Annotated in this window: 26 protein-coding genes; 10 read left to right on the plus strand and 16 right to left on the minus strand. The window is 71.7% G+C overall.

The window, feature by feature from the left end:
• Positions 1–547 precede the first annotated feature (547 nt).
• A complete protein-coding gene (locus ACRYR2_RS05045) occupies positions 548–3,523 on the plus strand; it encodes a SpoIIE family protein phosphatase (RefSeq protein ID WP_432561739.1) in 2,976 nt (991 codons plus the stop codon).
• Positions 3,524–3,712: 189 nt separating this feature from the next.
• Here ACRYR2_RS05045 and ACRYR2_RS05050 read toward each other — a convergent pair whose 3' ends face one another.
• The 10 genes from ACRYR2_RS05050 to ACRYR2_RS05095 all read right to left on the minus strand — a co-directional run bounded on the left by ACRYR2_RS05050 (position 3,713) and on the right by ACRYR2_RS05095 (position 9,508).
• Positions 3,713–4,405: an MIP/aquaporin family protein gene (locus ACRYR2_RS05050; protein ID WP_432561740.1), complete on the minus strand. Its 693-nt coding sequence runs from the start codon at positions 4,403–4,405 to the stop codon at positions 3,713–3,715.
• Between the two features lie 187 nt (positions 4,406–4,592).
• Positions 4,593–5,105, minus strand: a complete 513-nt coding sequence (locus ACRYR2_RS05055; RefSeq protein ID WP_432561741.1) for a YsnF/AvaK domain-containing protein — start codon at positions 5,103–5,105, stop codon at positions 4,593–4,595.
• Positions 5,106–5,226: 121 nt separating this feature from the next.
• Positions 5,227–6,087, minus strand: coding sequence for a DUF2382 domain-containing protein (locus ACRYR2_RS05060; RefSeq protein ID WP_432561742.1), 861 nt, complete (start codon positions 6,085–6,087; stop codon positions 5,227–5,229).
• A 223-nt stretch (positions 6,088–6,310) separates the two neighbouring features.
• Positions 6,311–6,544: a hypothetical protein gene (locus tag ACRYR2_RS05065; RefSeq protein ID WP_432561743.1), complete on the minus strand. Its 234-nt coding sequence runs from the start codon at positions 6,542–6,544 to the stop codon at positions 6,311–6,313.
• 133 nt (positions 6,545–6,677) lie between these two features.
• On the minus strand, positions 6,678–7,259 hold the full coding sequence (gene amaP / locus ACRYR2_RS05070; protein ID WP_432561744.1) for an alkaline shock response membrane anchor protein AmaP: 582 nt from the start codon (positions 7,257–7,259) through the stop codon (positions 6,678–6,680).
• Positions 7,256–7,804: a DUF6286 domain-containing protein gene (locus ACRYR2_RS05075; protein ID WP_432561745.1), complete on the minus strand. Its 549-nt coding sequence runs from the start codon at positions 7,802–7,804 to the stop codon at positions 7,256–7,258. The genes amaP and ACRYR2_RS05075 overlap by 4 nt, the downstream gene beginning before the upstream one ends.
• Before the next feature lie 59 nt (positions 7,805–7,863).
• Complete coding sequence (locus ACRYR2_RS05080) at positions 7,864–8,412, minus strand: Asp23/Gls24 family envelope stress response protein (RefSeq protein WP_432561746.1); 549 nt, start codon at positions 8,410–8,412, stop codon at positions 7,864–7,866.
• Positions 8,405–8,584, minus strand: coding sequence for a DUF2273 domain-containing protein (locus tag ACRYR2_RS05085; RefSeq protein WP_432561747.1), 180 nt, complete (start codon positions 8,582–8,584; stop codon positions 8,405–8,407). Before ACRYR2_RS05085 ends, ACRYR2_RS05080 begins: the two co-directional genes overlap by 8 nt.
• A gap of 133 nt (positions 8,585–8,717) precedes the next feature.
• On the minus strand, positions 8,718–9,029 hold the full coding sequence (locus ACRYR2_RS05090; RefSeq protein WP_432561748.1) for an Asp23/Gls24 family envelope stress response protein: 312 nt from the start codon (positions 9,027–9,029) through the stop codon (positions 8,718–8,720).
• On the minus strand, positions 9,026–9,508 hold the full coding sequence (locus ACRYR2_RS05095) for an Asp23/Gls24 family envelope stress response protein (protein ID WP_432561749.1): 483 nt from the start codon (positions 9,506–9,508) through the stop codon (positions 9,026–9,028). The genes ACRYR2_RS05090 and ACRYR2_RS05095 overlap by 4 nt, the downstream gene beginning before the upstream one ends.
• A 365-nt stretch (positions 9,509–9,873) precedes the next feature.
• Between ACRYR2_RS05095 and ACRYR2_RS05100 the strand changes: the two genes are divergently transcribed.
• Both ACRYR2_RS05100 and ACRYR2_RS05105 read left to right on the plus strand, forming a co-directional pair.
• A complete protein-coding gene (locus ACRYR2_RS05100; protein ID WP_432561750.1) occupies positions 9,874–10,527 on the plus strand; it encodes an RNA polymerase sigma factor in 654 nt (217 codons plus the stop codon).
• Positions 10,524–11,099, plus strand: coding sequence for a hypothetical protein (locus tag ACRYR2_RS05105; RefSeq protein WP_432561751.1), 576 nt, complete (start codon positions 10,524–10,526; stop codon positions 11,097–11,099). Before ACRYR2_RS05100 ends, ACRYR2_RS05105 begins: the two co-directional genes overlap by 4 nt.
• A gap of 84 nt (positions 11,100–11,183) precedes the next feature.
• Here ACRYR2_RS05105 and ACRYR2_RS05110 read toward each other — a convergent pair whose 3' ends face one another.
• From ACRYR2_RS05110 to ACRYR2_RS05135, 6 genes are all read right to left on the minus strand, one after another.
• Positions 11,184–12,248, minus strand: coding sequence for a helix-turn-helix transcriptional regulator (locus tag ACRYR2_RS05110; RefSeq protein WP_432561752.1), 1,065 nt, complete (start codon positions 12,246–12,248; stop codon positions 11,184–11,186).
• A gap of 243 nt (positions 12,249–12,491) precedes the next feature.
• Positions 12,492–13,166, minus strand: a complete 675-nt coding sequence (locus ACRYR2_RS05115; RefSeq protein WP_432561753.1) for a DUF1345 domain-containing protein — start codon at positions 13,164–13,166, stop codon at positions 12,492–12,494.
• 40 nt (positions 13,167–13,206) lie between these two features.
• Positions 13,207–14,382 (minus strand): zinc-dependent alcohol dehydrogenase, encoded by a 1,176-nt coding sequence (locus ACRYR2_RS05120; RefSeq protein WP_432561754.1) that lies wholly within the window; start codon positions 14,380–14,382, stop codon positions 13,207–13,209.
• Entirely contained in the window at positions 14,379–14,861 is a 483-nt protein-coding gene (locus ACRYR2_RS05125; protein WP_432561755.1) for a hypothetical protein, read from the minus strand. Before ACRYR2_RS05125 ends, ACRYR2_RS05120 begins: the two co-directional genes overlap by 4 nt.
• The gene (locus ACRYR2_RS05130; RefSeq protein ID WP_432561756.1) at positions 14,858–15,427 is read right to left on the minus strand and encodes a type 1 glutamine amidotransferase domain-containing protein; all 570 of its coding nucleotides are present in this window, start codon (positions 15,425–15,427) and stop codon (positions 14,858–14,860) included. The genes ACRYR2_RS05125 and ACRYR2_RS05130 overlap by 4 nt, the downstream gene beginning before the upstream one ends.
• A gap of 1 nt (position 15,428) precedes the next feature.
• Positions 15,429–16,580, minus strand: coding sequence for a glutathione-independent formaldehyde dehydrogenase (locus ACRYR2_RS05135; RefSeq protein WP_432561757.1), 1,152 nt, complete (start codon positions 16,578–16,580; stop codon positions 15,429–15,431).
• Between the two features lie 207 nt (positions 16,581–16,787).
• On the opposite strand from ACRYR2_RS05135, the gene ACRYR2_RS05140 reads away from it, so the two are divergent.
• From ACRYR2_RS05140 to ACRYR2_RS05170, 7 genes are all read left to right on the plus strand, one after another.
• Positions 16,788–17,819: a LacI family DNA-binding transcriptional regulator gene (locus ACRYR2_RS05140; protein ID WP_432561758.1), complete on the plus strand. Its 1,032-nt coding sequence runs from the start codon at positions 16,788–16,790 to the stop codon at positions 17,817–17,819.
• A 337-nt stretch (positions 17,820–18,156) separates the two neighbouring features.
• Positions 18,157–19,314 (plus strand): substrate-binding domain-containing protein, encoded by a 1,158-nt coding sequence (locus ACRYR2_RS05145; protein WP_432561759.1) that lies wholly within the window; start codon positions 18,157–18,159, stop codon positions 19,312–19,314.
• Positions 19,315–19,410: 96 nt separating this feature from the next.
• Positions 19,411–20,895 carry a sugar ABC transporter ATP-binding protein gene (locus ACRYR2_RS05150; protein ID WP_432561823.1) on the plus strand — a complete coding sequence of 495 codons (1,485 nt, stop codon included), beginning with the start codon at positions 19,411–19,413 and terminating at the stop codon, positions 20,893–20,895.
• Entirely contained in the window at positions 20,892–21,863 is a 972-nt protein-coding gene (locus ACRYR2_RS05155) for an ABC transporter permease (RefSeq protein ID WP_432561760.1), read from the plus strand. Before ACRYR2_RS05150 ends, ACRYR2_RS05155 begins: the two co-directional genes overlap by 4 nt.
• 47 nt (positions 21,864–21,910) lie before the next feature.
• On the plus strand, positions 21,911–22,738 hold the full coding sequence (locus ACRYR2_RS05160; protein ID WP_432561761.1) for a sugar phosphate isomerase/epimerase family protein: 828 nt from the start codon (positions 21,911–21,913) through the stop codon (positions 22,736–22,738).
• A 54-nt stretch (positions 22,739–22,792) separates the two neighbouring features.
• Complete coding sequence (locus ACRYR2_RS05165) at positions 22,793–23,965, plus strand: levoglucosan dehydrogenase (protein WP_432561762.1); 1,173 nt, start codon at positions 22,793–22,795, stop codon at positions 23,963–23,965.
• Complete coding sequence (locus ACRYR2_RS05170; RefSeq protein WP_432561763.1) at positions 23,962–24,288, plus strand: putative quinol monooxygenase; 327 nt, start codon at positions 23,962–23,964, stop codon at positions 24,286–24,288. Before ACRYR2_RS05165 ends, ACRYR2_RS05170 begins: the two co-directional genes overlap by 4 nt.
• The last annotated feature ends 18 nt before the right edge of the window (positions 24,289–24,306 follow it).

Below are 24,306 nucleotides of genomic sequence, written 5' to 3' on the forward strand. Positions count from 1 at the left end.
GAGCACCACCTCCTGCACCGTCCTGAACCTCCTGCACCGTCCTGAACCGTCCTGAACCGTCACGACGCCGGTTCCGACGACGTCGTCCTCACGCTAGGCCCGTGTCGAGGGTCAGGTGTAGCCGACTGACCGCACGGGCACCCGTTGGTCCGAGGCGTCACCACTGGCGCTCCTGGTGCTGCCGTGGACGTCGCCGACCGCCGAACCTGTCGGTTCCAGGACGGTCGACGAGCGGTCCGCTGAGACGGGGAACAGCCGTGCCCCCGGCGGAGCCGCAGTCGTGATCTCCGCCACATCGCGTGATCAGATCCCGGCAGCACAGCGGGGACTGACGGCTGGGCACCGCGTCACCACGTGAGGTCGGCCCAGGCTCGTACCGCCCCCTCGGCCGCTCAGACGGCAAGCAGCACCCCGTGCAGCCCGGGCGCACCACCACGGAACATCTCCTCGGCGCGTCCACCGGAGCTGGTGATCAGCGATGATGGGGCGTTCCACTCCCTTCCCGCTGGCCTGATGCCAGGACGGTGACCAGGCATCAGGAGAGAGCGTGTCCGAGAACCCGCGCCCGGCGGATCTGCCCCGTCAGCCGCAGAAGTCGCAACAGCCCCCGGGCGAGTCCACTGATCGAGGAGGGGACCGCTCCCCCGCGGCGGGCCGCACAGCAGCGGCCCGAGCGCTGCTCGAGGACGACGCCCGGGTAGCCGCTGCCCGGCACCTGCAGCCGGCTCCTCGCCTCGCAGGTACCTCCAGCACCACCGGCGGGGAACAGGCCCTCGATCCCGACGCTGAGCAGGAGGCCGGCACCGCCTCGGAGCTGGGCCGCTCGGCGCTGGACCAGGCCGGGCTGAACCGTCTCGCGGCGCTGACCGCGCGTCTGCTGGGGGCTCCGGCGGCGCAACTGTCCCTGTTCGACGACGTGCGGACCGTTCCCGCCACCGCCGGACTGCCCCCGGAAGCCGGCGAGGGCACCAGCGCGCCGGCGGGGTCCCTGTGCGCGCTCACCGCGGCCAGTGGTGAGCCCCTGCTGGTCAGCGACGCCGCCGCCGACGAGCGGGTCTCCAACCTGCCGCCGGTGCTCTCCGGAGCGGTGGGCGCCTACCTGGGGGTCCCGCTGCGCGGAAGGGACGGGCACGTGGTGGGCGCGTTGTGCGTCTTCGGGCCCGATCCGCGCTCCTGGTCCAGCACCGACGTGACGCTGCTGGCCGACCTGGCCGCGGCCGCGGCCAGTGAGCTGGAACTGTCAGCGCTGAGCGTGGACTACGAAGCCGCCCGGCTGCGCTGGCAGCTCTCCATCACCGCCGCCGGCATCGGCAGCTTCGACTGGGACCTGGTCACCGGGGAGCTGATCTGGGACGAGCGGCTCATCGAGCTGTTCGGCTACACCACCGACGGCACCGACGGCACCGACGGCACCGACGGCACCGACGGCACCGACGGCGTTGTCGGGTTCGACCGTTCCATCGAGGCGTTCAACGCCCGTCTGCACCCTGAGGACCTGCCCCGCGTCAGCCAGGCCCTGGCCGAGTGCATCGCCCGCTGCGGTGACTTCGAGGCCGAGTACCGCATCGTCCGCCCCGACGGTTCCACCCGCTGGGTCAAGGCCCGCGGCAAGGCCTTGGCCGGGCAGGACGGCAGCGCGGTGCGGCTGCTGGGCGCGGCCTACGACACCACCGTCGAACGTGAAGGCGACGTCCGCATCGCGCGGGTGCTGGAGAACATGTCCACCGCCTTCTTCTCCGTGGACACCTCCTGGCGTTTCAGCTACGTCAACACCGAAGCCGAACGAGTTCTGGGCCGCGCCCGGGAGGAGTTGCTGGGCGGCAACGTCTGGGAGCTGTTCCCCGACGCGGTCGGCGCCGCCTTCGACACCGAGTACCGCCGCGCGGTCGAGACCGGGCAGACGGTGACCTTCGAGGCGTACTACCCCGCTCCGCTGGACGCGTGGTTCGAGGTGCGGGCCTGGCCCAGTCCGGACGGGTTGTCGGTGTCCTTCCTGGACATCAGCGCCCGCAAGCAGGACCAGCAGGCCGCAGAACAGGCCCGGCGGGCCGCCGAGGAGGCCAGCACCCGCTTGGCCCTGCTCGCCGCGACGTCACGACAGCTGGCCGAAACCCTCGACGCCGAGACCGCCGTGGCACGTCTGGTGGAGCTGGTGGTTCCCATCCTGGGTGATTGGTGCGTCATCACCCTGGTCGAGGACGATGCCCCTACCAGCACCTCGGCGTCTGCCCGCACCATCGCCAGGGCTGACGCCCGAGCCCGGGCTGTCGATCCCGCTGCGGCCGGCCGCCCCAGTCAGCTGCGCCGTGGACTGCGCGACGCCGGGGCCTGGCACCGGGAGGAGACCTTGCGCCCCCTGGTGCAGGACTACGCCGAGCACCGCCTCGGTGAACTCACCGACGAGGCCTACCTGTGGCGCGCCCTGCGCCAGAACCGCCCCATGGTCATCCCCGACGCCACCCGCGCCATCACCACCGTCCTGAAACCCGACGGGAAGGTGCGCGGCATCCTGGCCGAGCTGGCGCCGTCCTCGGCGGCGATCCTGCCGCTGCGCGGACGCGGGCGCACCGTGGGGCTGATGACCCTGTTCACCGGTCCCGACCGCGCTCCGCTCACCGGGCAGGAACTGGCGATCGCCGCCGAGGTCGCCGACCGCGCCGGCCTGGCGCTGGACTCCGCTCGGCTCTACCGCCAGCAACGCGACCTGGCCGCCGCCCTGCAGCGTTCCCTGCTGTCCGAACCCCCCGAACCGGACCACGGCCAGATCGTGGTCCGCTACACCCCCGCCGCCGAAGCCGCGCAGGTCGGTGGGGACTGGTACGACGCGTTCATGCAGCCGGGCGGAGCCACCGTGCTGGTCATCGGCGACGTCATCGGCCACGACATCCAAGCCGCTGCGGCGATGAGCCAGGTACGCACCATCGTGCGCTCCATGGGTGCCCTCGGTGACGAGTCCCCCGCCCGGATCCTGACCAACACCGACCGGGCCATGGCCAACCTGCAGGTCGACACCACCGCCACCGCCATCGCCGCCCGCCTGGAACAGACCCTGGACGAACGGAGGCGGGGGGTGACGCGGCTGCGGTGGTCCAACGCCGGGCACCCGCCCGCGATGGTCGTCAACCCCGACGCCAGCGTCCTTCCGTTGCTGACCCTGCACAGCGACCTGCTGCTGGGGGTGCTTCCCGAGACCCCGCGCAAGGACTCCGAGGTCGTCCTCGATCGCGGCGCCACCGTCGTGCTCTACACCGACGGCCTCGTCGAACGCCGTGACCAGCCTCTGGCCGAGGGGCTGGAGAAGCTGCAGGCCGTGCTGGAGGAGCTGGCCGCCCGAGGCGGGGATCTGGACAGCCTCGTCGACGACCTGCTGGCCCGGATGCTGCCCGCGCAGCCCGAAGACGACGTCGCGGTCGTCGCGGTGCGGTTGCACCGCCAGGACCTTCCGCGACCGGCCGAGGCCGGTCCGCAGCGGGTGCCTCCGCACGTGCCCGAAGAACCCCGGCTGCCGCCGTCGAACGGCTGAGCAGCCCCGGTCAGCCGGCGCCCACCACGCTGCGACCTGCCTGTGGGCGAGGTCGGGCTGCGGTGAAGCGTCCCGCGCCGGATGGCGCGGGACGCTTTCCTCCACACCAGAACCCCGGCATGCGCTGCTCGAAGCACGGTGGGAAGCGGACAGACGGCTGAGTCGGCACCTCGACGCTGCCGGAGTTCCTCAGAACTCCTCTGGGCTCGGAGCGTGTGCCGGTGCCAGGACGCGGTCGTACACGACAGCCCCCAGAACTCCGCCCACGACCGGAGCCAGCAGGTAGATCCACAAGGCCTGCAGGTCACCTGAGACGACCGCGGGACCGAAGGCCCGGGCTGGATTCACCGCTCCCCCGGTCACCGGCCCGGCGATGAAGATGCACGCCGCCAGCGTCGCCCCGACCGCGAGGGGCGCTGCCGCAGCCGGAACCCTGTCGTCGGTGGCCACCGAGATGATCACCAGGACCAGGACGAACGTGATGAGCGCCTCGACGAAGAACGCTCGCCCGCTGGAAACCCCGGGCGCGGGCATCGTGGTGGAGAACCGGACGACGCTGTGCCCGGACCCGCTGTAGGCGGCCCAGGTCGCCAACGAGGCCAGGACGGCCCCCAGCAGTTGCGCTGCCACGTACCCCGGGACCGCGCGCCACGGGAACTTGCCCGTGACGGCCAGACCGAGGGTGACTGCCGGGTTGAGGTGACAGCCCGAGACGTGCCCCAACGCGGTGACCAGGGCGACCAGTGCGAACCCGAAGGCCACGACGATGCCCAGCAGGTCGTACACCGCCGGCTGCGTCGTGGCGGCGGCGACGGCGGTGGCGCCGCCGGCCAGCACCAGGACGAAGGTGCCGATCAGCTCGGCCGCGGCCGACCGCAGCACGTTCTGTCCCGCTGTGCTGCCGAACAGTCCGCGTGCTGTGGCGCCCCGTGACGTCGATCGAGGCTGTCGCACGGGAGGCGTCGCCGAGTCGCGGGCGTCGCGGGAGCGGTTCGGGTGAGAGGTCATCGGCCCGAACCTGCGCGGCAGCTGCGTGCGGCGCGAGCGTCGACGCCGGTGGAGGTACTCATCACTGACTCCTGGAGGACGTGGGGCAGGTGGTGTCGGGTTCGAGGGGTGGCGCTGGTGCCGGTGGCGTGTCGTTGGTGAACTGCTCGACGTCGACGACCTCGGTTCGCAGGTCGGCGGTGACGACCTGCTCCCCGGCGACGGTGCGTACCTGCACGCGGACCTGTTCGACCGGGACGACGCGCAACGTCACGTCGGGAACCTCCTCGTGCAGGACCAGGACGATCTCCTCGTCGCCGGACGCGCCGGACCTGGCGGGGACCGCGGTCCCCGCCAGGGGCTCGCGCTCCACCACGAGCTGCTCCAGACGTACCGGAACCTCCAGGGTGCGCGTCGTCGTGACGATGCGCTTGCGGAACCGGACCCGCTGGGTGGCCAGGCGTTCGGTACCGAGCAGCAGTTCCTCGGTCCGCAGGACGGTCTGGACCGAGGCTTCGGGGCCTTGCAGTCCACCGGGTTCGCCGGGTCCACCCTCTTCACCGCGCACGGTGGCGCCGGCTGCATCGCCGTCCATGGAGTTCCTCACGTCGTTCGTCCGGGGTACAGAGGGAACCGGCCCGGCCGGATCGCCTCCTGGAGTGCAGGTGGCGGTCCCGCCGGGCCGGTGAGGTGCTGGCCTGGCGCCAGCGGAGTTCTCAGCGACGGTCGGTGTGCTTGCCCGTCGTGGTGCTGTCGCCGGTCCGGACGCCGGCGTCGGTGTCGAGGTCGATGTGTTCCTCGCGGACCTCGGCCTGCACCGTTTCGGTGCCCTGCACGGTTTCGGTGCCCAGCTTGACCCGCTCGACCGGGACGGTCTCCTTGGCGGCCACGGCGCGTTCCTCGGTCAGGACCAGCTCGTGCTCCTCCTCGGTCAGGTCCCCACCGGACAGGGCCGCGTCGCGGTTGGCCTCGGTGATCGGCTCGCGGGTGACGACGACCTCCTCGTGGGAGACCGGCACGGTGCGGGAAACCGTTTCGCTGGTGATGTACTTGCGCAACCGCGCCCGGCCGGCCTCACGGGTCTCGGTGCCGACGTGCAACTCCTCCTTCGAGCGGGTCATCGCCTCGTCGGTGTTCGGGCCGGAGGTGTCGTGGCCCTGCCCGCGGTAGGTTCCCTCACCTTCGACGACACCGGACGTCCCGGTCGTGCCGGTGGTGGTTCCCGTGGTCGTGCCGGTGCCGGTGGTGTGTCCCGTGCTGGTGGGGTCGGCGATGCCGTAGTAGCGGTACAGGTCCGCCTCGTCGGTCTCGCTGAGTTCGCGGCCCGGGTCGTGGTGCGGGGCGTCCTTGACGTGGTTCTTCTCGAACGGCACGGTCACGGTCTCACCGGACAGCGAGGCCTGGGCCAGCGGGATCAAGGAGACGTTGGAGCCGAACAGGCCGGTCTTGACCGAGACCCACTCCGGCTGGCCGCTGGCGTTGTCGAGGTAGACGTCCTCGACCTTGCCGATCTTGTCGCCGTCGCGGTCGGTGACGGTGGTACCGAAGAGAGCCTCGGGAGTGAAGTGGGACGCCATCGCGATTGCTTCCTTCCAGTCGTTCTGCGTGTCATCGAGTCATCTCGAGTGGAACAGATGGTCGTGCCGGTCGCACGGGGAAACCGTTCTGCGGTCTGCCACCGTGGTCAGCGGCGGGTGCGGATCGCGCCGACCACGCTGACACCGGTGGCGGCCACCGCAACCTGGAGGACCAGTTCGATCCAGTCGCTCCCGGGCGTGGCCGCAACACCGAGCGACCGGGTCAGCGGTTCCAGGGTCGCAGCGAGCGTCGCTGCGCTTCGGCCTTCCGCCGCGCCTCAGTCGCGGTCGGTGAACCCACGAGTCCACCGATGAGCTGCAACCCGCGGGCCGTGGTGCTGTTGCCGTTGCGCTGTTGCAGACGCCGGCCGGCGGCACCGAGCAGGCGGGCGGCGACCGGCGCGGCCAGGGACAGCAGGAGCCAGCGGCGCAACCCGCCGGAGAGCAGTACCCACATGACGATCTCCTGGAACGAGGGTTGAGGGACGCCCGCGACGACCGGGCTTGGGAGGTGTTCGAACGAGGACCCGCGGATCGCCCGCAACGCCGCCAGGACGCGTGCGGAGCCGGGGAGCCCGAAAGGGGGCGGTTCAGTGGACCCGGGGTCGGTGACGGCGGCGGCGGGCCACGGCCAGGCGAACGCGAGCGCGTGCATCGTCGCGGCCCAGCACCTGCTGCAGGTCCGCGGCGACGTCGTCGGTCGCGGCCACCACCGAGGTCAAGTCGGCGTCGGGTTCGACGGTGGCCTTCAACTCGACCACGAGCTGACCACGGTCGCGCACGACCCGGCTGCTGGCCGAGCGGACCCCGAAGGTCTCCTGCAGCACCTCGGCCGCGGTCGAGGCCGCACCGGAGGGGTCGATGAGCAGGCGCCCAGCGCGCCCGGAGCCGGGCAGGGACAGCGGACCCACGCCGCGCCGGGGCAGGTGCGCCAGCAGCCACCACAACCCCAGCAGCGCCGAGACCGCACCGGCGATGCCGACGGCCCACGGCCACCAGGCCGTGGTGAAGGTGTCCGAGGCGGTCTGCAGCTGCAGCGTCTGCGGGGAGCGGCTCCACACCCGCACCAGCCAGCCCGCCCCCCAGGCCGCGGTGGCCGCCCCGGCCACCAGCAGGACGATCCCGGCCAGCAGGGCCAGGAACCGGTCCAGTCCCAGGACAGCGCGGCTCATCGGTCGTCTCCTCGGCTGAGCTTCTGGCGGGGGCTGTGCACGGTGACCGCGACCCGCGGAGGCGTCCGCAGCGGCGCGAGGCTGTGGGTGACGGCCTCGGTGACGGCCTCGCGCAGGCCCTGGTCGGTGGTGGCGTGCACCGAGACGGAGACCTTGCGGCGCGTGGCGCTCGAGGACGCCTGCAGCACCCCGTCGATGTCGCCGGCCGCGCCGGAGGCCAGGCGGGCGACGTCGCGGGTGTGCAGGAAGATCCCCGTCTGCGAGGTCAGCGGCAACGTGCGGCGCGACCGCGGACGCACCGCGGTGACCAGCAGCCACAGGCCGATCAGCGCCACCACCACGCCGGCCGGGATCAGCCACCACGCCGGGGCGAACCCGCGCAGGCCTTCGGCGGCGGCGGGCAGCCATCGAGTTCCCGCGACGGCTCCGGTCGTCACGAGCGCTTCGCGCAGCAGCACGATCCCCAGCGCGGTGAGCAGCAGCGCCAGGACCGGACCGACCACGCCGATCGGGCCGCTGCCGCTCTTCTGCGTGGCTGGACGCATCGGCGTCCGCGCGGAAGTGCTGCGCTCAGGATCGAGGTCGGTGACCACTGGGCCAGAACTCACTGAACCCTTCTCCTCTCGGGTGTGGTGGGGCGCACGACCTTGGCGACACGGACCTCGACGGCGTCGACGTCCAGGTCGGCCAGCGTGCGCAACCGCTCGGCGACGTTGTCGCGCACCGCGGCGGCGACACGGGCCGCCGGCTGGGGCCAACGCGTGATGATCTCGACTTCGGCCCGGGCCCGGCGCCCGGCCAGGTGGACGTCCACCCGGGGGTAGCCCCGGCCCAACGTGTTCCCCACCGCGTTCGCCGTCGCGCTCAACGTCCCCTGCCCGCTGGCACCCTCGGCGTTGGCAGCGACTCCGGGGACCTCACGGGCGGCGGCCTCGGCGATGCGCCGCACCGCCTTGTCCTGGACCTGCAGCGAGCCGCGCCGGCCCATCTCGGCGATCTCCTGCGCAGAAGCCGCCGTCAGCACCTCCCGGCGCAGCCGGGTTGCCGCGGCCGCCGGCGACGCGGCAGGGGCGGAGGTGGCTGTCCCGGTGCGCCGGCCGCTGCCGGCGGGGACGAGAGCCGGCGCCGGCCACAGCGCGCCGGCCTCAGCCACGGCTGCGGCCCGGCAGCAGGCTCGCCAGGTCGATCTTGCCCTCCAGGTGGGCGCCGACGACGTACCCGACGCCGGCGAACAACAGGGCCAGGAACAACCAACCGAAACCGCCCTGGATGGTGATGAGGGCGAGCAGGAGGCCGGCGAACAGGCCGACGGTCGAGGCAGACACGAGAGTTTCTCCAAGGTGAGGTTCGGAGCCGTGCGGGCTCGGAACGACGAGACGAGGACGAGACGGCGACGAGACGGCCGCGGTGAGGCCGGTCGGGACGGCCGCACTGCGCTCCGGTGGACGGGAGGTGCGCTCAGGCGGCACTCGGCGCGGCGAGGTCCTCGACGAACACCAGCACCGGCACCGCGACGAGCGCGGCCACGGCCGCGTGGATCTGCTGGGCCACAGCGCGGATCGGGGAATCGAAGCTGAGGACGACGTGAACCTCCACCTCGTCCTGTCCCAGCTTCACCCCGGCGACGCGCCGGCCGGGAAGGTAGGTCGCGACCTCCCCGAAGCGGCCCGGGTGCAGACGCACGACCCCGGGAACGGCCAGCACCCGGGCCGCGATCTCGTCGGCGGGCTGAGTCAACGGCGTCAACGGCGTCGGCGAGGAGCCGGTCACTGGACGCGCGCGGTGCGCTGCTCGGCCTCGTCGTCGGCCGCGTCGTCCTCGGGCAGGTGGATGTCGGCCACGGAGATGTTGACCTCGGTGACCTGCAGGCCGGTCATCCGCTCGACCGAGGCGATCACGTTGCGCCGCACCCCGGCGGCGAGGTCGGCGATGGCCACGCCGTACTCGGCGATGAGGTCGATGTCGACCGCGGCCTGAGTTTCCCCGACCTCGACCGAGACACCCTGGGAGTGGTTGACCCGGCCGCCGGGGATGCGCTCGCGCAGCGCGCCGACCGCGCGGGAGGCGCCGCCACCCAGGGCGTGGACTCCGGAGACGTCCTTGGCCGCGATGCCGGCGATCTTGGACACGACGGTGTCGGCGATGGAGGTGGTGCCCTGGGCCGAGACCAGCGGGCCGCCGTCGCGGCTGATCAGGCTGCTGGAGCCGGAGGTCGAGGCGGCGGTGGTGGTGAGGGTGGATTCGCTCACGGGTTGAACTCCTTCGGCTGGTGGCGCTGGCAGCCAGGTCGGTGCCCGTGGTGCCCGCACACTGGGTTCGTGCGGTGGACCGGGGCCCTGCCTGCTGTCGCTGCGGTGGTGTGTCGAAGGGATTGAGCGCTCAACCGGGAAAACGTCACGCTCCCCATGTTGTGAGCTACGTCACATGGACGAGGGAGGCCTCAAGTCGCGGCTTGCAGTTGCCGACCCCCGTGAGTGCTGGTGCACTCACCCCGTTCAGGCCGCAGGGACGTTCCCCCGCAGGGCTGAGCGTCGAAGGAGCGCAGCGTGCAGGAAGGCCACCGTGTGAGTCGGATCCCGTCACCGTGCTGGGTCCGCACCGCCCGGACGACGCCGTGAGCTTCACCCGCCCCCGGCACACCCACGCGCTCCCGGGGCAGCCCAGCCAGGTCCGCGGGCAGTCCGGTCCGCTCGCACCAGCGGCCCCGGCTCCCGACGAGGTCCTGGCCCGCCGGGCCGGACTGGGCGACAAGGACGCCTTCGCCCAGCTCGTCGACCGGCACGGGCCTCACGTCTACCGCTACGTCTCGCGTCTGCTGCAGGACACCACCGACGCCCAGGACTGCGTGCAGGAGGTGATGCTCGCGGCGTGGAAGAACATCGCCGGCTTCCGCGGGGAGGCCTCGGTACGCACCTGGCTGCTGGTGCTGGGCCGCAACGAGGCGCAGAAGATGCTGCAACGCCGCCGCCCCACCTTCCCGCAGTCCGGATCGCGCCCGGCCCTCGACTTCGAGACCGCCGTGCGCGAGGTGCGGGATCTGCACGCCGACCCCGAAGGTGACACCATCGAAGCCGGGCTCCTGGTGGCGCTGGACGCCGCGCTGCGGCTGCTGCCCGAGCGGCAGCGCAGCGTGTGGATCCTGCGGGAGGTCGAGGACCTGTCCTACGCCGAGATCGCCACCATCGTCGGCAGCACTCCCACGGCAGTTCGTGGACTGCTGCAACGGGCCCGTGCCGCGGTCGCACAGAGCCTGGAGGAGTGGCGGTGAACGACACGATCGACCCCGACGGCACCGGTGAGCCGGAACGCCCGAGCCAAGCCGCCCACCTGGAGGCACGGGACGCCGCAGACGAGCTCGAGGACGCCGCGATCGCGGCTGCGCCGATCTCCCCTGCAGCGCAGGAGCGGTTGGCGCAGGCGACCGCGCTGCTCCGGCAGCACACCGACAGCGGCTGGAAGGCCATGCAGGCCAGTGTCATCGCCCGCGCGTTGGCCGCCTTCCGTCCCTCCGCGCCGGTGCGTGGCCGCCACGAGTCCGGGGACTTCCTCGTCGCCTCCGACGTTCTCGTGGCCCGGCTGCGGCAGGTCGTCGACGCCGTTCCGCAGGCGGCGGCGCAGAGGATCACCTGCGCCACCGGCGCGCGGGACGAACTGGAGTCGGTGACGATCCAGCTCATCGCCGGCTACGGGGCAGTGCTGACCGACCTGGCCGCCCGGGTTCACACCGAGGCCCTCGACTGCCTGCACGAACTGCTCGGCCCCCTGGCCCCCACCGCCGAGCAGGTGCACACGCACGTGCACATCGGCGACGTCTCCGACGACCCGCGAACCTTCACCTGAGGACGACACGTCGGGCTCCCTGGTCGTTCGCCTCCGCGGACCGGTGGTGGCCCGACGTCTGACCCGCCGACAACGCTGGCCACGTCAGGACCGTGCGTGGACGTCGATCCGAGCGCGACGGGACTGGCCCTCCGGCGTTCCGGAGCAGGAGTCGTGGAGCGGCGGGATGTAAAGCCCCTCTCGATCGGCGCGTACCGCCGCGAGCGTCCGCGTCGGAGTACCGAGCTTGACGAGCACGTGCTCGAGGTGAGCCGCGACGGTCCGCGGCGTCACGGCCAACGCGCTCGCGATCTCCTGGTTGGAGCAGCCGTCCACCACGAACCCGAGCACCTGGAGCTCACGCGAGGTGAGCCCGTGCAGCTCGGGCACCCGGGACAGCAGCACCACCCCGCACAGCTCCGCCGGGACGTCGTCGGGCGCGGCGACGACGGTGACGCGTACGTGACCGCCCTGAGCGTGCCGTCCGTCGCGGGGCCAGAGGAAGGAGAACCACGCCTGCCCACCTGCGAGCCGCGAGCACGCGGCGGCCAGGAGCGGGGAGCCGGGCGCGAACAGCGGGTCGCCGTCCAGGCCGAGCACCGGCTCGGTCCGCCCGTCCCTGCGCAGGACCGCCCCGGCGGTCGCCCCCCGGACCAGGCGTGCGACGGTGACGAGGGAGCGCATCGGGTCGATGCCGTGGGTGAGGACCGGAATCAGCGCCGCGAGCCGTTCGCGGGTCGCGGCGGAAGGAGGCGTCCTGTCGCCGGACAGCAGAGCGAGGAAGCCGACGTGGCGGTGGTCGGGGCCGAAGAGCGCGACGGCCAGGGCTTCGTGGATGCCGGCCGGGACGAGGCACTCGGCCCAGGTCGGAAGTTCCACGGCGGAGTAGGGCAGGTCCGACGGGCTGAGCGGTGGCCGGTTCCGGTCGGTACCGGTGACCTCGATGTCGTGCGCCATCGACGGTCCGCTGAGGTACTCCACGACCCGGGCGTCCAGGTCGATGCTGGTCGACGAGCTGTAGCGGCCGCTGAGGGGGTCGGCGAGAGCGAGCCACGCGGCGTCGAACGGCACCACGCGGCGCAGCTCCTCCAGCATCGCTCTGGCCCGCACCGGCACCGGGTCGGTCGACTCGACGATCACCGCCAACGCCGTACCGCGGCTTTCGGCCACTGGAACCCACCTCCGGGCGACGGGGAGGAGGTGCCGAAACCGCCGTCGACGGCGGACGGCCGCGATCACGCCCCGCGCTGCACGGACACCGTGGGCCGGACACCCCTCGTACCTGGAGGTGCGGCACACGCCTGCCGACCACAGCATGCCCCGGCCGGTCTGCCGTAGCCACCCCGAGCCGGTCACCACATCGGCGAGAGCACGCGGGAACGGCACGCGCGCCGTTCCCGCGTGCCGTTCCCGTCACTGCCCCAGGTTCGTGACCAGGTTGATGGCCACCGCCAGAACGCCCGTGCCGAAGGCGTAGGAGAGCAGAGCGTGACCGAGAGCGGCCTTCCGGGCGCGCGTGGTCGTGGGCTCGGTCTCGGAGACGGCGTAGGACATCCCGATGGTGAACGCGAGGTACGCGAAGTCGCTGTACCTCGGGTCCCCGTCCTGCTTGAAGTCGATGCCTCTCGCGGGGCCTCCCGTGCCGGGCTCGTCGAGGTAGTACAGGCGTGCGTACTTGAAGGCGTAGACGGTGTTCACCAGCGCCCAGGACAGCGCGACGCTGACCACGCTGAGCAGCACGGAGGCGACGGTGACGGGGTCCTGCCGGCTGCTCGACTGCACCAGCGCCACGACGACCACGGCCAGGCTCGCGACGGCTGCCGCGATCAGCCACGCGTCCGTCGACCGGGTCGACCTCTCCTCGTCCGCCAGGCGGTTGGTCCCCGCGGCGTCCTGGGGCCAGCTCTTGCGCCAGACCCAGGTGAGCAGGACGGCGACGGTGACGGTCCAGCTGACCAGCGGCAGCAGCCGGGGATGGGCCAGGAGGCCGACCACCGCTCCTGCGGCCAGGCCGACGGCCAGACTGGTGAGCGCCCGGCGAGCCGACAGCAACCGACCGCCCCCGGCGCTCGGCCTCGAGTTCGTCACAGCACCTCCCTCCCCGCCCCCGCCGGTTCCGCCGGGGGCCTCAGGCGTCCGGGCGGAACACGGCTCGGACGCACCCGTCCTCCTTCTCCTTGAACATCCGGTAGCCCTTCGGCCCCTCGCGCAGCGGCATGACGTGCGTGGCGAGGTGCTCGGTGCGCACCTCGCCCCGGCTCATGTCCTCGAGGATCTGCGGCACGTAGCGGTGCCCGTGCTGCTGGGCCCCGCGCAGGGTGAGCGCCTTGTTCATCACCGCGCCCAGCGGGAACTTGTCGACGAGTCCGGCGAAGACGCCGAGGGTGAACACGGTCCCGCCCTTGCGGCAGGCGTAGATCGCCTGACGCACCGCGGTGGGACGGTCGGTCTGCAACCGCATCTGCTGCTTGACCTGGTCGTAGACGTACTGGGGGCCGGGGCTGTGCGCCTCCATGCCCACGGCCTCGATGCACACGTCCGGTCCGCGACCGCCGGTGGCCTCCCGCAGTTCGGCGGGAACGTCGACCTCCTCGTAGTCGAGGGTTTCGGCGCCGATGTGCGTGCGGACCTGCTCGAGCCGGTTGTCGTACCGGTCGATGACGACGACCCGCTCGGCGCCCATGAGCATCGCCGCGCGGGCCGCCATCTGGCCCACGCCGCCGGCGCCCCACACCGCGACCACGTCCCCCGGCTGCACCCCGGCCTGGTGCGCGCCCGTCCAGCCGGTGGGCGCCGCGTCGGAGGCGAACAGCGCCCGCTCGTCGGAGACGTCACCGGGGATGGCGAAGGCTCCCTGGTCGGCGTACGGGACGCGGATGTAGCGCGCGTGGCTGCCCGCCCACCCGCCCATCGCGTGGGAGTACCCGAAGCAGCCGCCGATGGACTGGCCCCACAACGCCTCGGTGATCCCCGGGTTGGGGTTCCCGTTGTCGCACAACGACCACAACCCCTGTCGGCAGTACCAGCACTGCCCGCAGCCGATGAAGGAGACCACCACGACGCGGTCGCCCACGCGGTGCCTGGTCACCTCCGGACCGACCTCGGCCACCGTGCCCATGAACTCGTGCCCGAGCACGTCACCGGCCCGCATGGCGGGGATGTAACCCCCCATCAGGTGCAGGTCCGAACCGCAGGTGGCGCTCAACCCCACCTCGAGGATGATGTCGCCGCCGTTGAGGATCTTCGGCTCGGGGACGTCCTCGACGCCGATCTCGTTCACCCCGCGCCAGGTCACCGCCTTCACCGCACACCCGCCTTCGGTGCCACCCGGGTCCAGGTCTCCACGAGCAGACCTCCCGGGGTCGCCGTCCGCTCACCGTGCGGCGTGGGATCCACCGCCAGCACCTCACCCACCTCCAGGAGTTGCTTGGCCTTGCGCAACGCGGACCGCAGGTCGGCCTGCGGGTCGCTACCGCCCAGGCGACGGGCTGCGCCACCGGAGGGCTGGCGGCGCAGCCGGGCGCCGAGTTCGGTCCCCTTGCCGCCCGGGGCCGGGCTGGTGCGGACCTCGATCCGGTCGCCGTACTCGGCCAGCGGCGCGGGCAGCCGTGCGGTGTCCACCTCCGCCGCCTCCCCGTCGACGGTGACGACGAGCCACCCCGACGCCGGGGCGGCCGACCCGGGTCCGGACCCGGCGGGGTCCAGGACCGAGCGGATCCCGCGGACGACCGTGCCGCCGGCCCGAGCGGCCAGGGACGCTGCGCTGTGCAGGGTCGACGTCACGAGGGGCCTCCCGCAGGCTGCCCGGCACCGGCGAACTCCTGCACGATGCGTTCGCAGAACGCGGGCAGGTCGTCGGGAGAGCGGCTGGTCGTGATGTTGCCGTCGGTCACGACCTCCTCGTCGACCACCTCTGCCCCGGCGTTGCGCAGGTCGGTGCGCACGCTGGGCCACGAGGTCAGCCGGCGACCGCGCGCGACGTCGGCCTCGACGAAGTTCCACGGGCCGTGGCAGATCGAGGCGACCGGTTTGCCAGACTGGACGAAGTCGCGGACGAACCGCACCGCGGCGGGTTCCATCCGCAGCTTGTCCGGGTTGACCGTCCCGCCCGGCAGGAGCAGCGCATCGAAGTCGTCGACCGAGACCGCGTCGACCAGTTCGTCGACCGCGAAGGTGCCCGCGTCCTCCAGATCCTGGTTGCGCGCCTGGATCTCGCCGCTGGCGATGGAGACGACGACGGTGCGGGCACCGACGCCGTCCAGCGCCTGCCGCGGTTGCTCCAGTTCGACCCGCTCCACGCCGTCGGCCGCGAGGATGGCGACGCGGCGCCCGTCCAGTCCGCCGGCCACGTCAGGCCCCCGCCGCGGGGTGCAGGACGACCTTCGTCCAGCCGTCGTCCCGCTTGTCGAAGTGCTCGTAGGCCTCCGGCGCGCGGTCCAGGGGCAGTTCGTGGCTCACGATGAACGACGGTTCCGCCTTGCCCCCGGCGATGAGGTCGCGCAACTGCCGGTTGTACTTCTTGACCGGCGCCTGGCCGGTGCCGAGGTGCTGTCCCTTGAACCAGAACATGCCGTAGTCGAAGGCGAGTTTGCCCTGCTTGGCCAGTTCGTCGGCCCCGCCGGGGTCCTGGGGCACGAACACACCGACGTTGCCGATCTTCCCGGTGAAGCGCACCGAGGCGACCAGCCGGTTCATCGTCAGGTTGGCCTGTTCCTGGCCGTCGGGTTCGTGGGCCTGGTAGCCGACGCACTCGCAGCCGTTGTCCGCCCCGAGCCCCAGCGTCTCCTCCAGGACGGCCTGCACTGGATCGACCTCGGAGTCGTCGATGGCGATCGCGCCGATCGCCTCGGCCAACCGCAGCCGGTCGGGTTGGCGGTCGACGACGAACACCTTGCCGGCCCCGCGCAGGGTCGCCGACAGGGCGGCCATCAGCCCGACCGGGCCGGCGCCGTAGATGACGGTCTGGTCCCCGGGTTTCACGCCGGCCAGCTCGGTGGCGTGGTAGCCGGTGGGGAAGATGTCGGCGAGCATCACGTAGTCGGTCTGGCGCTGCTCGGCGTCCTCGCCCAGCCGCAGGCAGTTGAAGTCCCCCCAGGGCACCCGCAGGAACTCGGCCTGCCCCCCGGCGTAGGGACCCATGTCGGCGAAACCGTACGCGGCACCCGCCATCTTCGGGTCCGGCTGCGCGGTCAGGCAGTAGTTCGTGAGCTGGCGCTCGCAGTTCTTGCAGTGCCCGCAGGCGATGTTGAACGGCAGGACGACCCAGTCGCCCACGCGGACCTTGTCGACCCCGTCGCCGACCTCGACCACCTGGCCCATGTTCTCGTGCCCGAAGGAGCGACCGGTTTCGAAGTCGGTCCGGCCCTCGTACATGTGCAGGTCCGAGCCGCAGATGTTCGTCGACGTGATCCGCACCACGACGTCGGTCGCCCGCTCGATCCGAGCGTCCGGGACGTCCTTGACGCTGACCTGCCGCGGCCCCTCGTAGACCACTGCCTTCATGTCGCCTCCTCGCTCCGTGCCCACCACGCCGCGTGTTCGCGCGCACCTCCATTCCACTCGCGCAGCAGGCGGCCCGGTATTGGCAGATGTACCGATCTCCGACGGGGTCTCGGCTCGATGGCTGCCGCCGGCCTGGAGGCGGGCCCGGAGGCCCGGCCTCTAGGATCGCCGACGTCGGGGAACGAGGAACGCAGGGCGGAGGCTGAGGTGCCGGGACGCGGGACGGCCGCTGGCGCAGGCCGCCACCCCGGCCTCCGGGACGTCGCCCGGGTCGCCGGCGTCTCCCACCAGACCGTCTCGCGGGTGTTGAACGACCTGCCCGACGTCGCGCCCACCACGAGGTCGAAGGTGCTGGCCGCCGTCGAGGAGTTGGGATACCGGCGCAACCTGACGGCCCGGAACCTGGCGACGAACCGCTCCGGGACCCTGGGCATCGTCACGGACGCCTCACCGCGCCTGGGACCGGTCAGCACGCTGATGGCGCTGGAGACGGCGGCGCGGACCCAGGGACTGACCTGTGCCGTGGTGACGATCCGCGAGCCCTACGCCACGTCCGTCCCCGCCGCCCTGCGCGGTCTGGAGGAGATGGGCGTGCACGGCATCGTCGCCATCGCCCCGCTGGCCGCCGCGGCGGCGACGGTACGCGCCTACCGCGCCCGGGTACCGCTGGTCCTGATCGCCGCCGGTGAGGTCTCCACGCCGAGAGTGCTGGCCCTGGGCGAGGACCAGGAGCTGGGTGCCCGCATCGCGACACAGCACCTGATCCGTCTGGGACACAGGGACGTCGTGCACATCGCCGGCTCGCTGGACTGGCTGGACGGTCGGGTCCGCCACCGCGGTTGGGCGGCGGAGATGGACGAGGCCGGACTGGCGAGCCACCGGTGGTTCGAGAGCGATTGGAGCCCGGCCTACGCCTACGCCCTGGGGAAGACCCTCCTGGAGGAGGGTCTTCCCACCGCCGTCTTCGCCGCCAGCGACCACATGGCCCTGGGGCTGCTGCGGGCCTTCGCCGAGAGCGGCGTGCGCGTCCCGCACGACGTCAGCGTGATCGGGTACGACGACGTGGAGGGGTCGGACTTCTTCTTCCCGCCCCTGACCACCGTGCGTCAGGACTTCACGGAGCTGGCCCGCGACGCCTTGAACCTGCTGGAGGATCCCGCGAGCGCTGCGCTGCGCGAGGAACCGCCGAAGGCACCCACGTTGGTGGTGCGCGGCAGCACCGCCGCTCCGCGCGCCTGACGTTCCCGCTCGACGCGCACCCTTCACGGCCGCCCGGGCGGGTGTGGACGTTCGCACCCCGCCCTCTGCAACCGGCGCACCGCCCCTGCGACGACACCCCGACGGCCCTCTCACCGGCACTTTGTGACATGTGTCACCCCACTTGACACTGCCACTGTTACCGGTCACGGTAGGCGTCACACCGACCGACGGGCGGGGCACGGGGGCGCTACGACGAGCACCCGGCAGGGGCGGCAACCAGTCGCTCGACCCCGCCGACGGCACCACCCCGAAGCAACCGGATGCCACCGCACGCGCCACCGCGTGAGCACCCGGCACAACACGAGGAGACGAGGACATGCGCAGGACGATGACGTCCGTCGCCGGACTGCTGACCGCGGCGGCCCTGGTGCTGACCGGGTGCACCTCCGCCAGCACCGGAACCGACGAGGTCGACCCCGCCGTCGCGGCCAAGGCCGACGAGGCGCTCGCCGCCGCGACCAGCACGGTGCTGTCCAAGGGACCGCACGGCGAGGACGCGGCACCGGCCTCGGTGGCCGACCTCACCGACGCCGAGGTCCAGCAGGTCGAGGACCTGCACCTGAAGGCCGCCATCGTCATGCACTACGGCGGCAACGACTGGGCCAACGCGCAGATCGCGGGCCTGCGCGAGCGCTTCGCCGAACTCGGCATCGAGGTGGTGGCCACCACCGACGCCAACTTCAAACCGGACAAGCAGGTCTCCGACATCGAGACCGTCCTCACCAAGGATCCCGACATCATCGTCTCGATCCCCACCGACCCCGTGGCGACCGCCGCCGCGTACGAGAAGGCCGCCGCGGCCGGCGTGAAACTCGTCTTCATGGACAACGCCCCGCAGGGGCTGATCGCCGGTGAGGACTACGTCTCGGTCGTCTCCGCGGACAACCTCGGCAACGGCGTCATCTCCGCGCACCTGCTGGCCAAGGCCACGGGCGGCAAGGGGAAGATCGGCATCATCCACCACGAGGCCGACTTCTTCGCCACCCAGCAGCGCTACCAGGGTTTCACCGAAACCCTGACTGCGGACTACCCGGACATGGAGGTCGTCGAGGACCAGGGCATCGCCGGTCCCGACTTCGCCGGTGACGCCCAGGGCGCTGCCAACGCCATGCTCGCCAAACACCCCGACCTGACCGGGATCTGGGCCGTCTGGGACGTCCCGGCCGAGGGCGTGATGGCCGCCGCCCGCGCCTCCGGCCGCACCGACCTCAAGATCGCCACCCAGGACCTCGGGACCAACGTCGCGATCGCCCTCGCCGACGACGAGCTCGTCGTCGGCCTGGGCGCACAGGTGCCCTTCGACCAGGCCGTCACCGAGGCGAACCTGGCCGCGGGTGCGTTCATCGGCAAGCAGGCACCGCCCTACGTCGCCCTCAACGGCCTGCCCGTCACGCACGACAACGTCCTGGACGCCTGGAAGCAGGTCTACCACCAGGACGCGCCCCAGGAACTGCAGGACTCGGCGAAGGACTGATCCGTGCGACCCCCGGCGGCAGCACAGAGGAGAAACCCCGTGTCCGAGGCGCAAGCCCGATCGTCCGATGGGCCCGGCGACGAAGCGGCCATCCGCATGCGCGGCATCGAGAAGAGCTTCGACGGTGTCGTCGTGCTGCGCGGCGTCGACTTCGAGGTCGCCCGCGGCGAGGTCCACGCCCTCGCCGGGGGCAACGGCGCCGGCAAGTCGACGCTCATGAAGATCCTGCAGGGCGTCTACACCCGGGATGCGGGAACCATCGAGGTCGACGGACGCCCCGTGGAGATCGGCTCGATCCACGACGCCCGGGCGGCCGGGATCGGCATGGTGTTCCAGGAGTTCAGCCTGGTGCCCAGCCTCACCGTGGCGCAGAACATCTTCCTGGCCGCCGAACCGTTGGGACGCAGCCGTCTCATCGACGACCGCGCCGCGGTCCGCCGGGCGGCGCAGGTGTTCGAGGAGATGGGCGTGCAGGTCGACCCGCGCGCCGTGGTCGCCGACCTCAGCACCGCGTACTGGCAGCTCACCGAGATCGCCAAGGCCCTCGCCCAGAACGCCAAGGTCCTCGTCATGGACGAACCGACCGCCAGCCTGGCCCGCCACGAGAGCGAGGCGCTGTTCGAACTCATCGAGCGCCTCAAGGCCCGCGGCATCGCCGTCGTCTACATCTCCCACCGCATGGAGGAGGTGTACCGGATCGCAGACCGGATCACCGTCCTGCGCGACGGGAACAGGTTGCTGACCCGGCCCCTGACCGACATCACACCCGCGCAGATCGTCGAGGGCATCGTCGGGCGGACCCTCGGGAACGAGATGGCCTACCGGCGGCGTGAGGGCGTCGAGCCGGGCGAGGTGCTCCTGGAGGCTCGCGGGCTGAACTCCCCACCGAAGGTCCGCGACGTCTCCTTCACGCTGCGCGCCGGGGAGATCATCGGCCTGGCCGGACTGATGGGCAGCGGGCGCACCGAACTCGCCCGCGCCCTGTTCGGCATCGACAAGGTGACCTCCGGGCAGATCAGCGTCCGCGGGAGCACCGCCGACCTGTCGTCGCCGGCCAAGGCCATCGAGGCCGGTCTCGCCCTCATCCCCGAGGACCGCCGGGAGCAGGGCCTGGTGCTGGACCACTCCGTCACCGACAACCTGCTGCTCCCCCTGCTCAAGGAGGTCGAACACGGTCCGCTGCTGGACCGCCGGCGTGCACGTGACCTGTCCGGCGACCTCATCCGCCGCTTCGCCGTGAAGGTCGCGCACCCCCACCGGCCGGTCAGGCTGCTCTCCGGCGGCAACCAGCAGAAGGTCGTGCTCGCCAAGTGGATGGGCACCGACCCCGACGTCCTGATCCTCGACGAGCCCACCGCCGGCGTCGACATCGGCACCAAGAGCGAGATCGTGGAGATGATCCGTGCGCTCGCCGCCGCCGGCAAGGGCGTGATCGTCATCTCCTCGGAATACCCCGAACTCCTGGCGGTCAGCGACCGCGTGCTGATCATCCGTGACGGAACCGTCACCGACGAGTACCCGCGCGATGCGATCGCCGACGAGGAGTTCCTCGAACTAGCCGTCCAGGGAGTAGCTCGATGAGCACCGCCACCGTCCCCCAGAACACCTCGTCGACCGCGGCCGTGCTCGGTCGCCTCGACTGGCGCCGCTACGTCATCTACATCGGCTTCGCGGTCGTCTTCGCCTTCTTCGCAATCCTCCTGCGCGACGACGGCTTCCTGTCGCCGAACAACCTGCTGAACATCTTCCGGCAGACCGCCACCATCACCGTCATCGCCGTCGGCATGACGTTCGTCATCGCCTGCGCCCAGATCGACCTCAGCGTGGGGTCGGTGGCCGGTCTGTCGTCGGTCTGCGCCGCCATGGCCATCACCCAGTACGGCCTGGTGGCCGGTGTCATCGCCGGCCTGCTGGTGGGGCTCGTCATCGGATCCCTCAACGGCGCCCTGGTCAGCCTGCTGGGCATCCCCTCGTTCCTGGTGACCCTGGGCATGCTCGGGGTGGCCGCAGGCCTGGCGCAGTGGATCACCGCGTCCGCGCCGCAGCCCATCCTCGACGACACCTTCAACCTGGTCTTCGGCGGCGGGAACTTCGGCATGGTCCCCGGTCTGCTGGTGTGGAGCGTCGTCTTCGTCGTCGCCGGGGCGGTCGTGCTCGGCAAGACCCGGTTCGGCCGCCAGGTGCTCGCCACCGGCGGCAACCGGACCGCCGCCCAGTTCACCGGTGTGAACACCAAGCGCATCACCTTCACCGTGATGCTCCTGTCCGGCCTGGTCGCCTCGGTCGCCGGCATGCTCTACGCCGGGCGGCTCGAGTCCGGCCGGTTCCAGTGGGGCGCCGGTGACGAACTGTCCGCCATCGCCGCCGTCATCCTCGGGGGCACCAGCCTCTTCGGGGGTGCCGGTTCGGTCGTCGGCACGCTCATGGGCGCCCTGCTCATCGGGCTCATCAACAACGGCCTCATCCTGGCCGGCCTCGACTCCAGCCAGCAGCAGGTCGTCCGCGGCGCGATCATCATCCTCGCCGTCGCCCTGGCCCGCAAGAAGTGACCCCGCCCCGACGACGGGGCGAACCCACCACGACCTGAGGAACAGTTGTGCGACTCGCGTACCACACCATCACCTGGGGCGGCGTCGTCGGTCACGCCACCGGCGTCACCAGCGTCAAGGACCTCTTCTACCGGACCAACGGCTCGATGGCCGAGGCCGTGCGCGACATCGGCGCCGCCGGTTACGAGGGCACCGAGATGTTCGACGGGAACCTCCTCGACTTCGCCGACCACCCCGGGACCCTGACGGACCTGCTCGACCAGGCCGGCCTGGAACTGGTCAGCGTCTACACCGGCGCGAACTTCGTCTACGCCGACGTCCTGCCGGACGAGCTGCACCGCATCCGGCGCGCCGCCGAACTGGCGGCCACCTTCGGCGCCGGCCGGCTGGTCGTCGGCGGGGGCGCCACCCGCAGCGCAGGCATCGCCGAGCAGGACCACGACCGCCTCGGGGAGGCGCTGGACCGCGTCACCGAGATCGCGGAGGAACACGGCCTAGAAGCCAGTTACCACCCGCACCTCTCGACCATCGTCGAGAACCCGGACCAGCTCGACCGCCTGATGAGCCGTACCCGCATCGGGTTCTGCCCCGACACCGCGCACCTGGCCGCGGGGGGTGGCGATCCCGCCGCCCTCATCCGCAAGTACCCCGAACGGATCAGGCACGTCCACCTCAAGGACTTCCGCCCCGAGCCGTTCGCCTTCCTCCCGCTGGGCGAGGGCACGCTCGACCTGCCCGACGTCGTCGCGGCCGTGCGCGAGTCCGGCTACGACAGCTGGCTCGTCGTGGAGCTCGACGAGTACGCCGGGCACCCCGCCGAAGCGGCCCGGACCAGCAAGGCGTACCTGGACCGGCTGCTGGCCGCCGGATCCTGAGGCTGTCGCCTCCTCCCCCGACGACTCACCACCACGACTCCTGGAGAACGCACCGTGCAAACCCTCAACGTCGGCCTCATCGGCGGCGGCTTCATGGGCAAGGCCCACTCCCTGGCCTACGCGGCCATGCCGATGTTCTTCTGGCCCGCCCCCGCGCTGCCCGTGCGCTCGATCATCGCCGAGTCGAACGAGACGCTGGCCGCGCAGGCCGCCCGGCGCTTCGGGTTCGAGCGGTCCACCGACGACTGGCGCAAGGTCGTCGAGGACCCCGACGTCGACGTCGTCGACATCGCCACGCCCAACCACCTGCACGCCGAGATCGCCGTCGCGGCCGCCCGGGCCGGCAAGCACATCATCTGCGAGAAGCCGCTGGCGCGCACCGCGGCCGAGGCCGAGCAGATGTGGAACGCCGTCAAGGACGCCGGAACCGTGCACATGGTGGCCTTCAACTACCGCCGCACCCCTGCCGTCGCCCTGGCGAAGAAGTACATCGAGGAGGGCGCCATCGGCCGCGTCCTGAACTTCCGCGGAACCTACCTGCAGGACTGGAGCGCCGACCCGGACTCGCCGCTGTCGTGGCGCTTCCAGAAGAAGATCGCCGGTTCCGGTGCGATGGGCGACATCGGCAGCCACGTCGTGGACCTCGCGCGCTACCTCGTCGGCGAGATCGCCAGCGTCAACGCGATGGCGTCCACGTTCGTCCCCACCCGGCCCCTGCAGTCCGGCGGTGCCGACAGCCTGGGAAACGCCAAGGGCGGCGACGGTCCCCGCGGTGAGGTGGACGTCGACGACGAGGTGATGACGATGCTGCGCTTCGAAGGCGGCGCCGTCGGGTCCCTCGAGGCGACCCGCAACGCGTGGGGCCGCAACAACCACATCACCTTCGAGATCCACGGCACCGAGGGCTCCATCGTCTTCAACTACGAGCGCCGCGACGAGCTGCAGGTGTGCTTCGCAGGCGACGGCGACGACCGGCGCGGTTTCCGCACCGTCTACACCGGCCCGAACACCCCCTACGGGCAGGGGTTGTGGCCGATCCCCGCACTGGGCATCGGTTACGGCGAGACGAAGATCATCGAGGCGTACGACTTCTTCACCGCCGTTGCCACCGGCGGCTCGGTCAGCCCGAACTTCGAGGACGGCTACCAGGCGACCCTCGTCGACGAGGCCATCCTCGCCTCGGCGGGCACCGGAACGTGGACCGACGTTCCCCGGGTCGCCGGGTGAGCACGCCCACCGTTCCGGGCCGCCCCGCCGAGGCCGCCGGGTACGTCCTGGTCGCGGTTCTGCGGGCCCGGCCCGGGCGGGCCGGACAGGTGCTGACCCGGCTGCACGAACTGGCCTCGGTCAGCCTGGCCGGGCCCGGCTGCCTGCAGTACCGCCTCCACCGCGAGGAGGACGACGCGTCCACCTTCGCGCTCTACGAGGAGTGGCAGGACGAGGCGGCCTGGCGGCGCCACGACTCCGAGGCGCAGGTGGTCGAACTGCTGGCCGCACTGGCACCCGACCTCGCCGAGCCCATCGCGGTGCAGCGACTGCTGCCCATCTGACTCCCGGAGCTCAGCGGC

The sequence above is a fragment of the Kineococcus deserti genome, from assembly GCF_050871945.1.
Lineage (GTDB): Bacteria > Actinomycetota > Actinomycetes > Actinomycetales > Kineococcaceae > Kineococcus.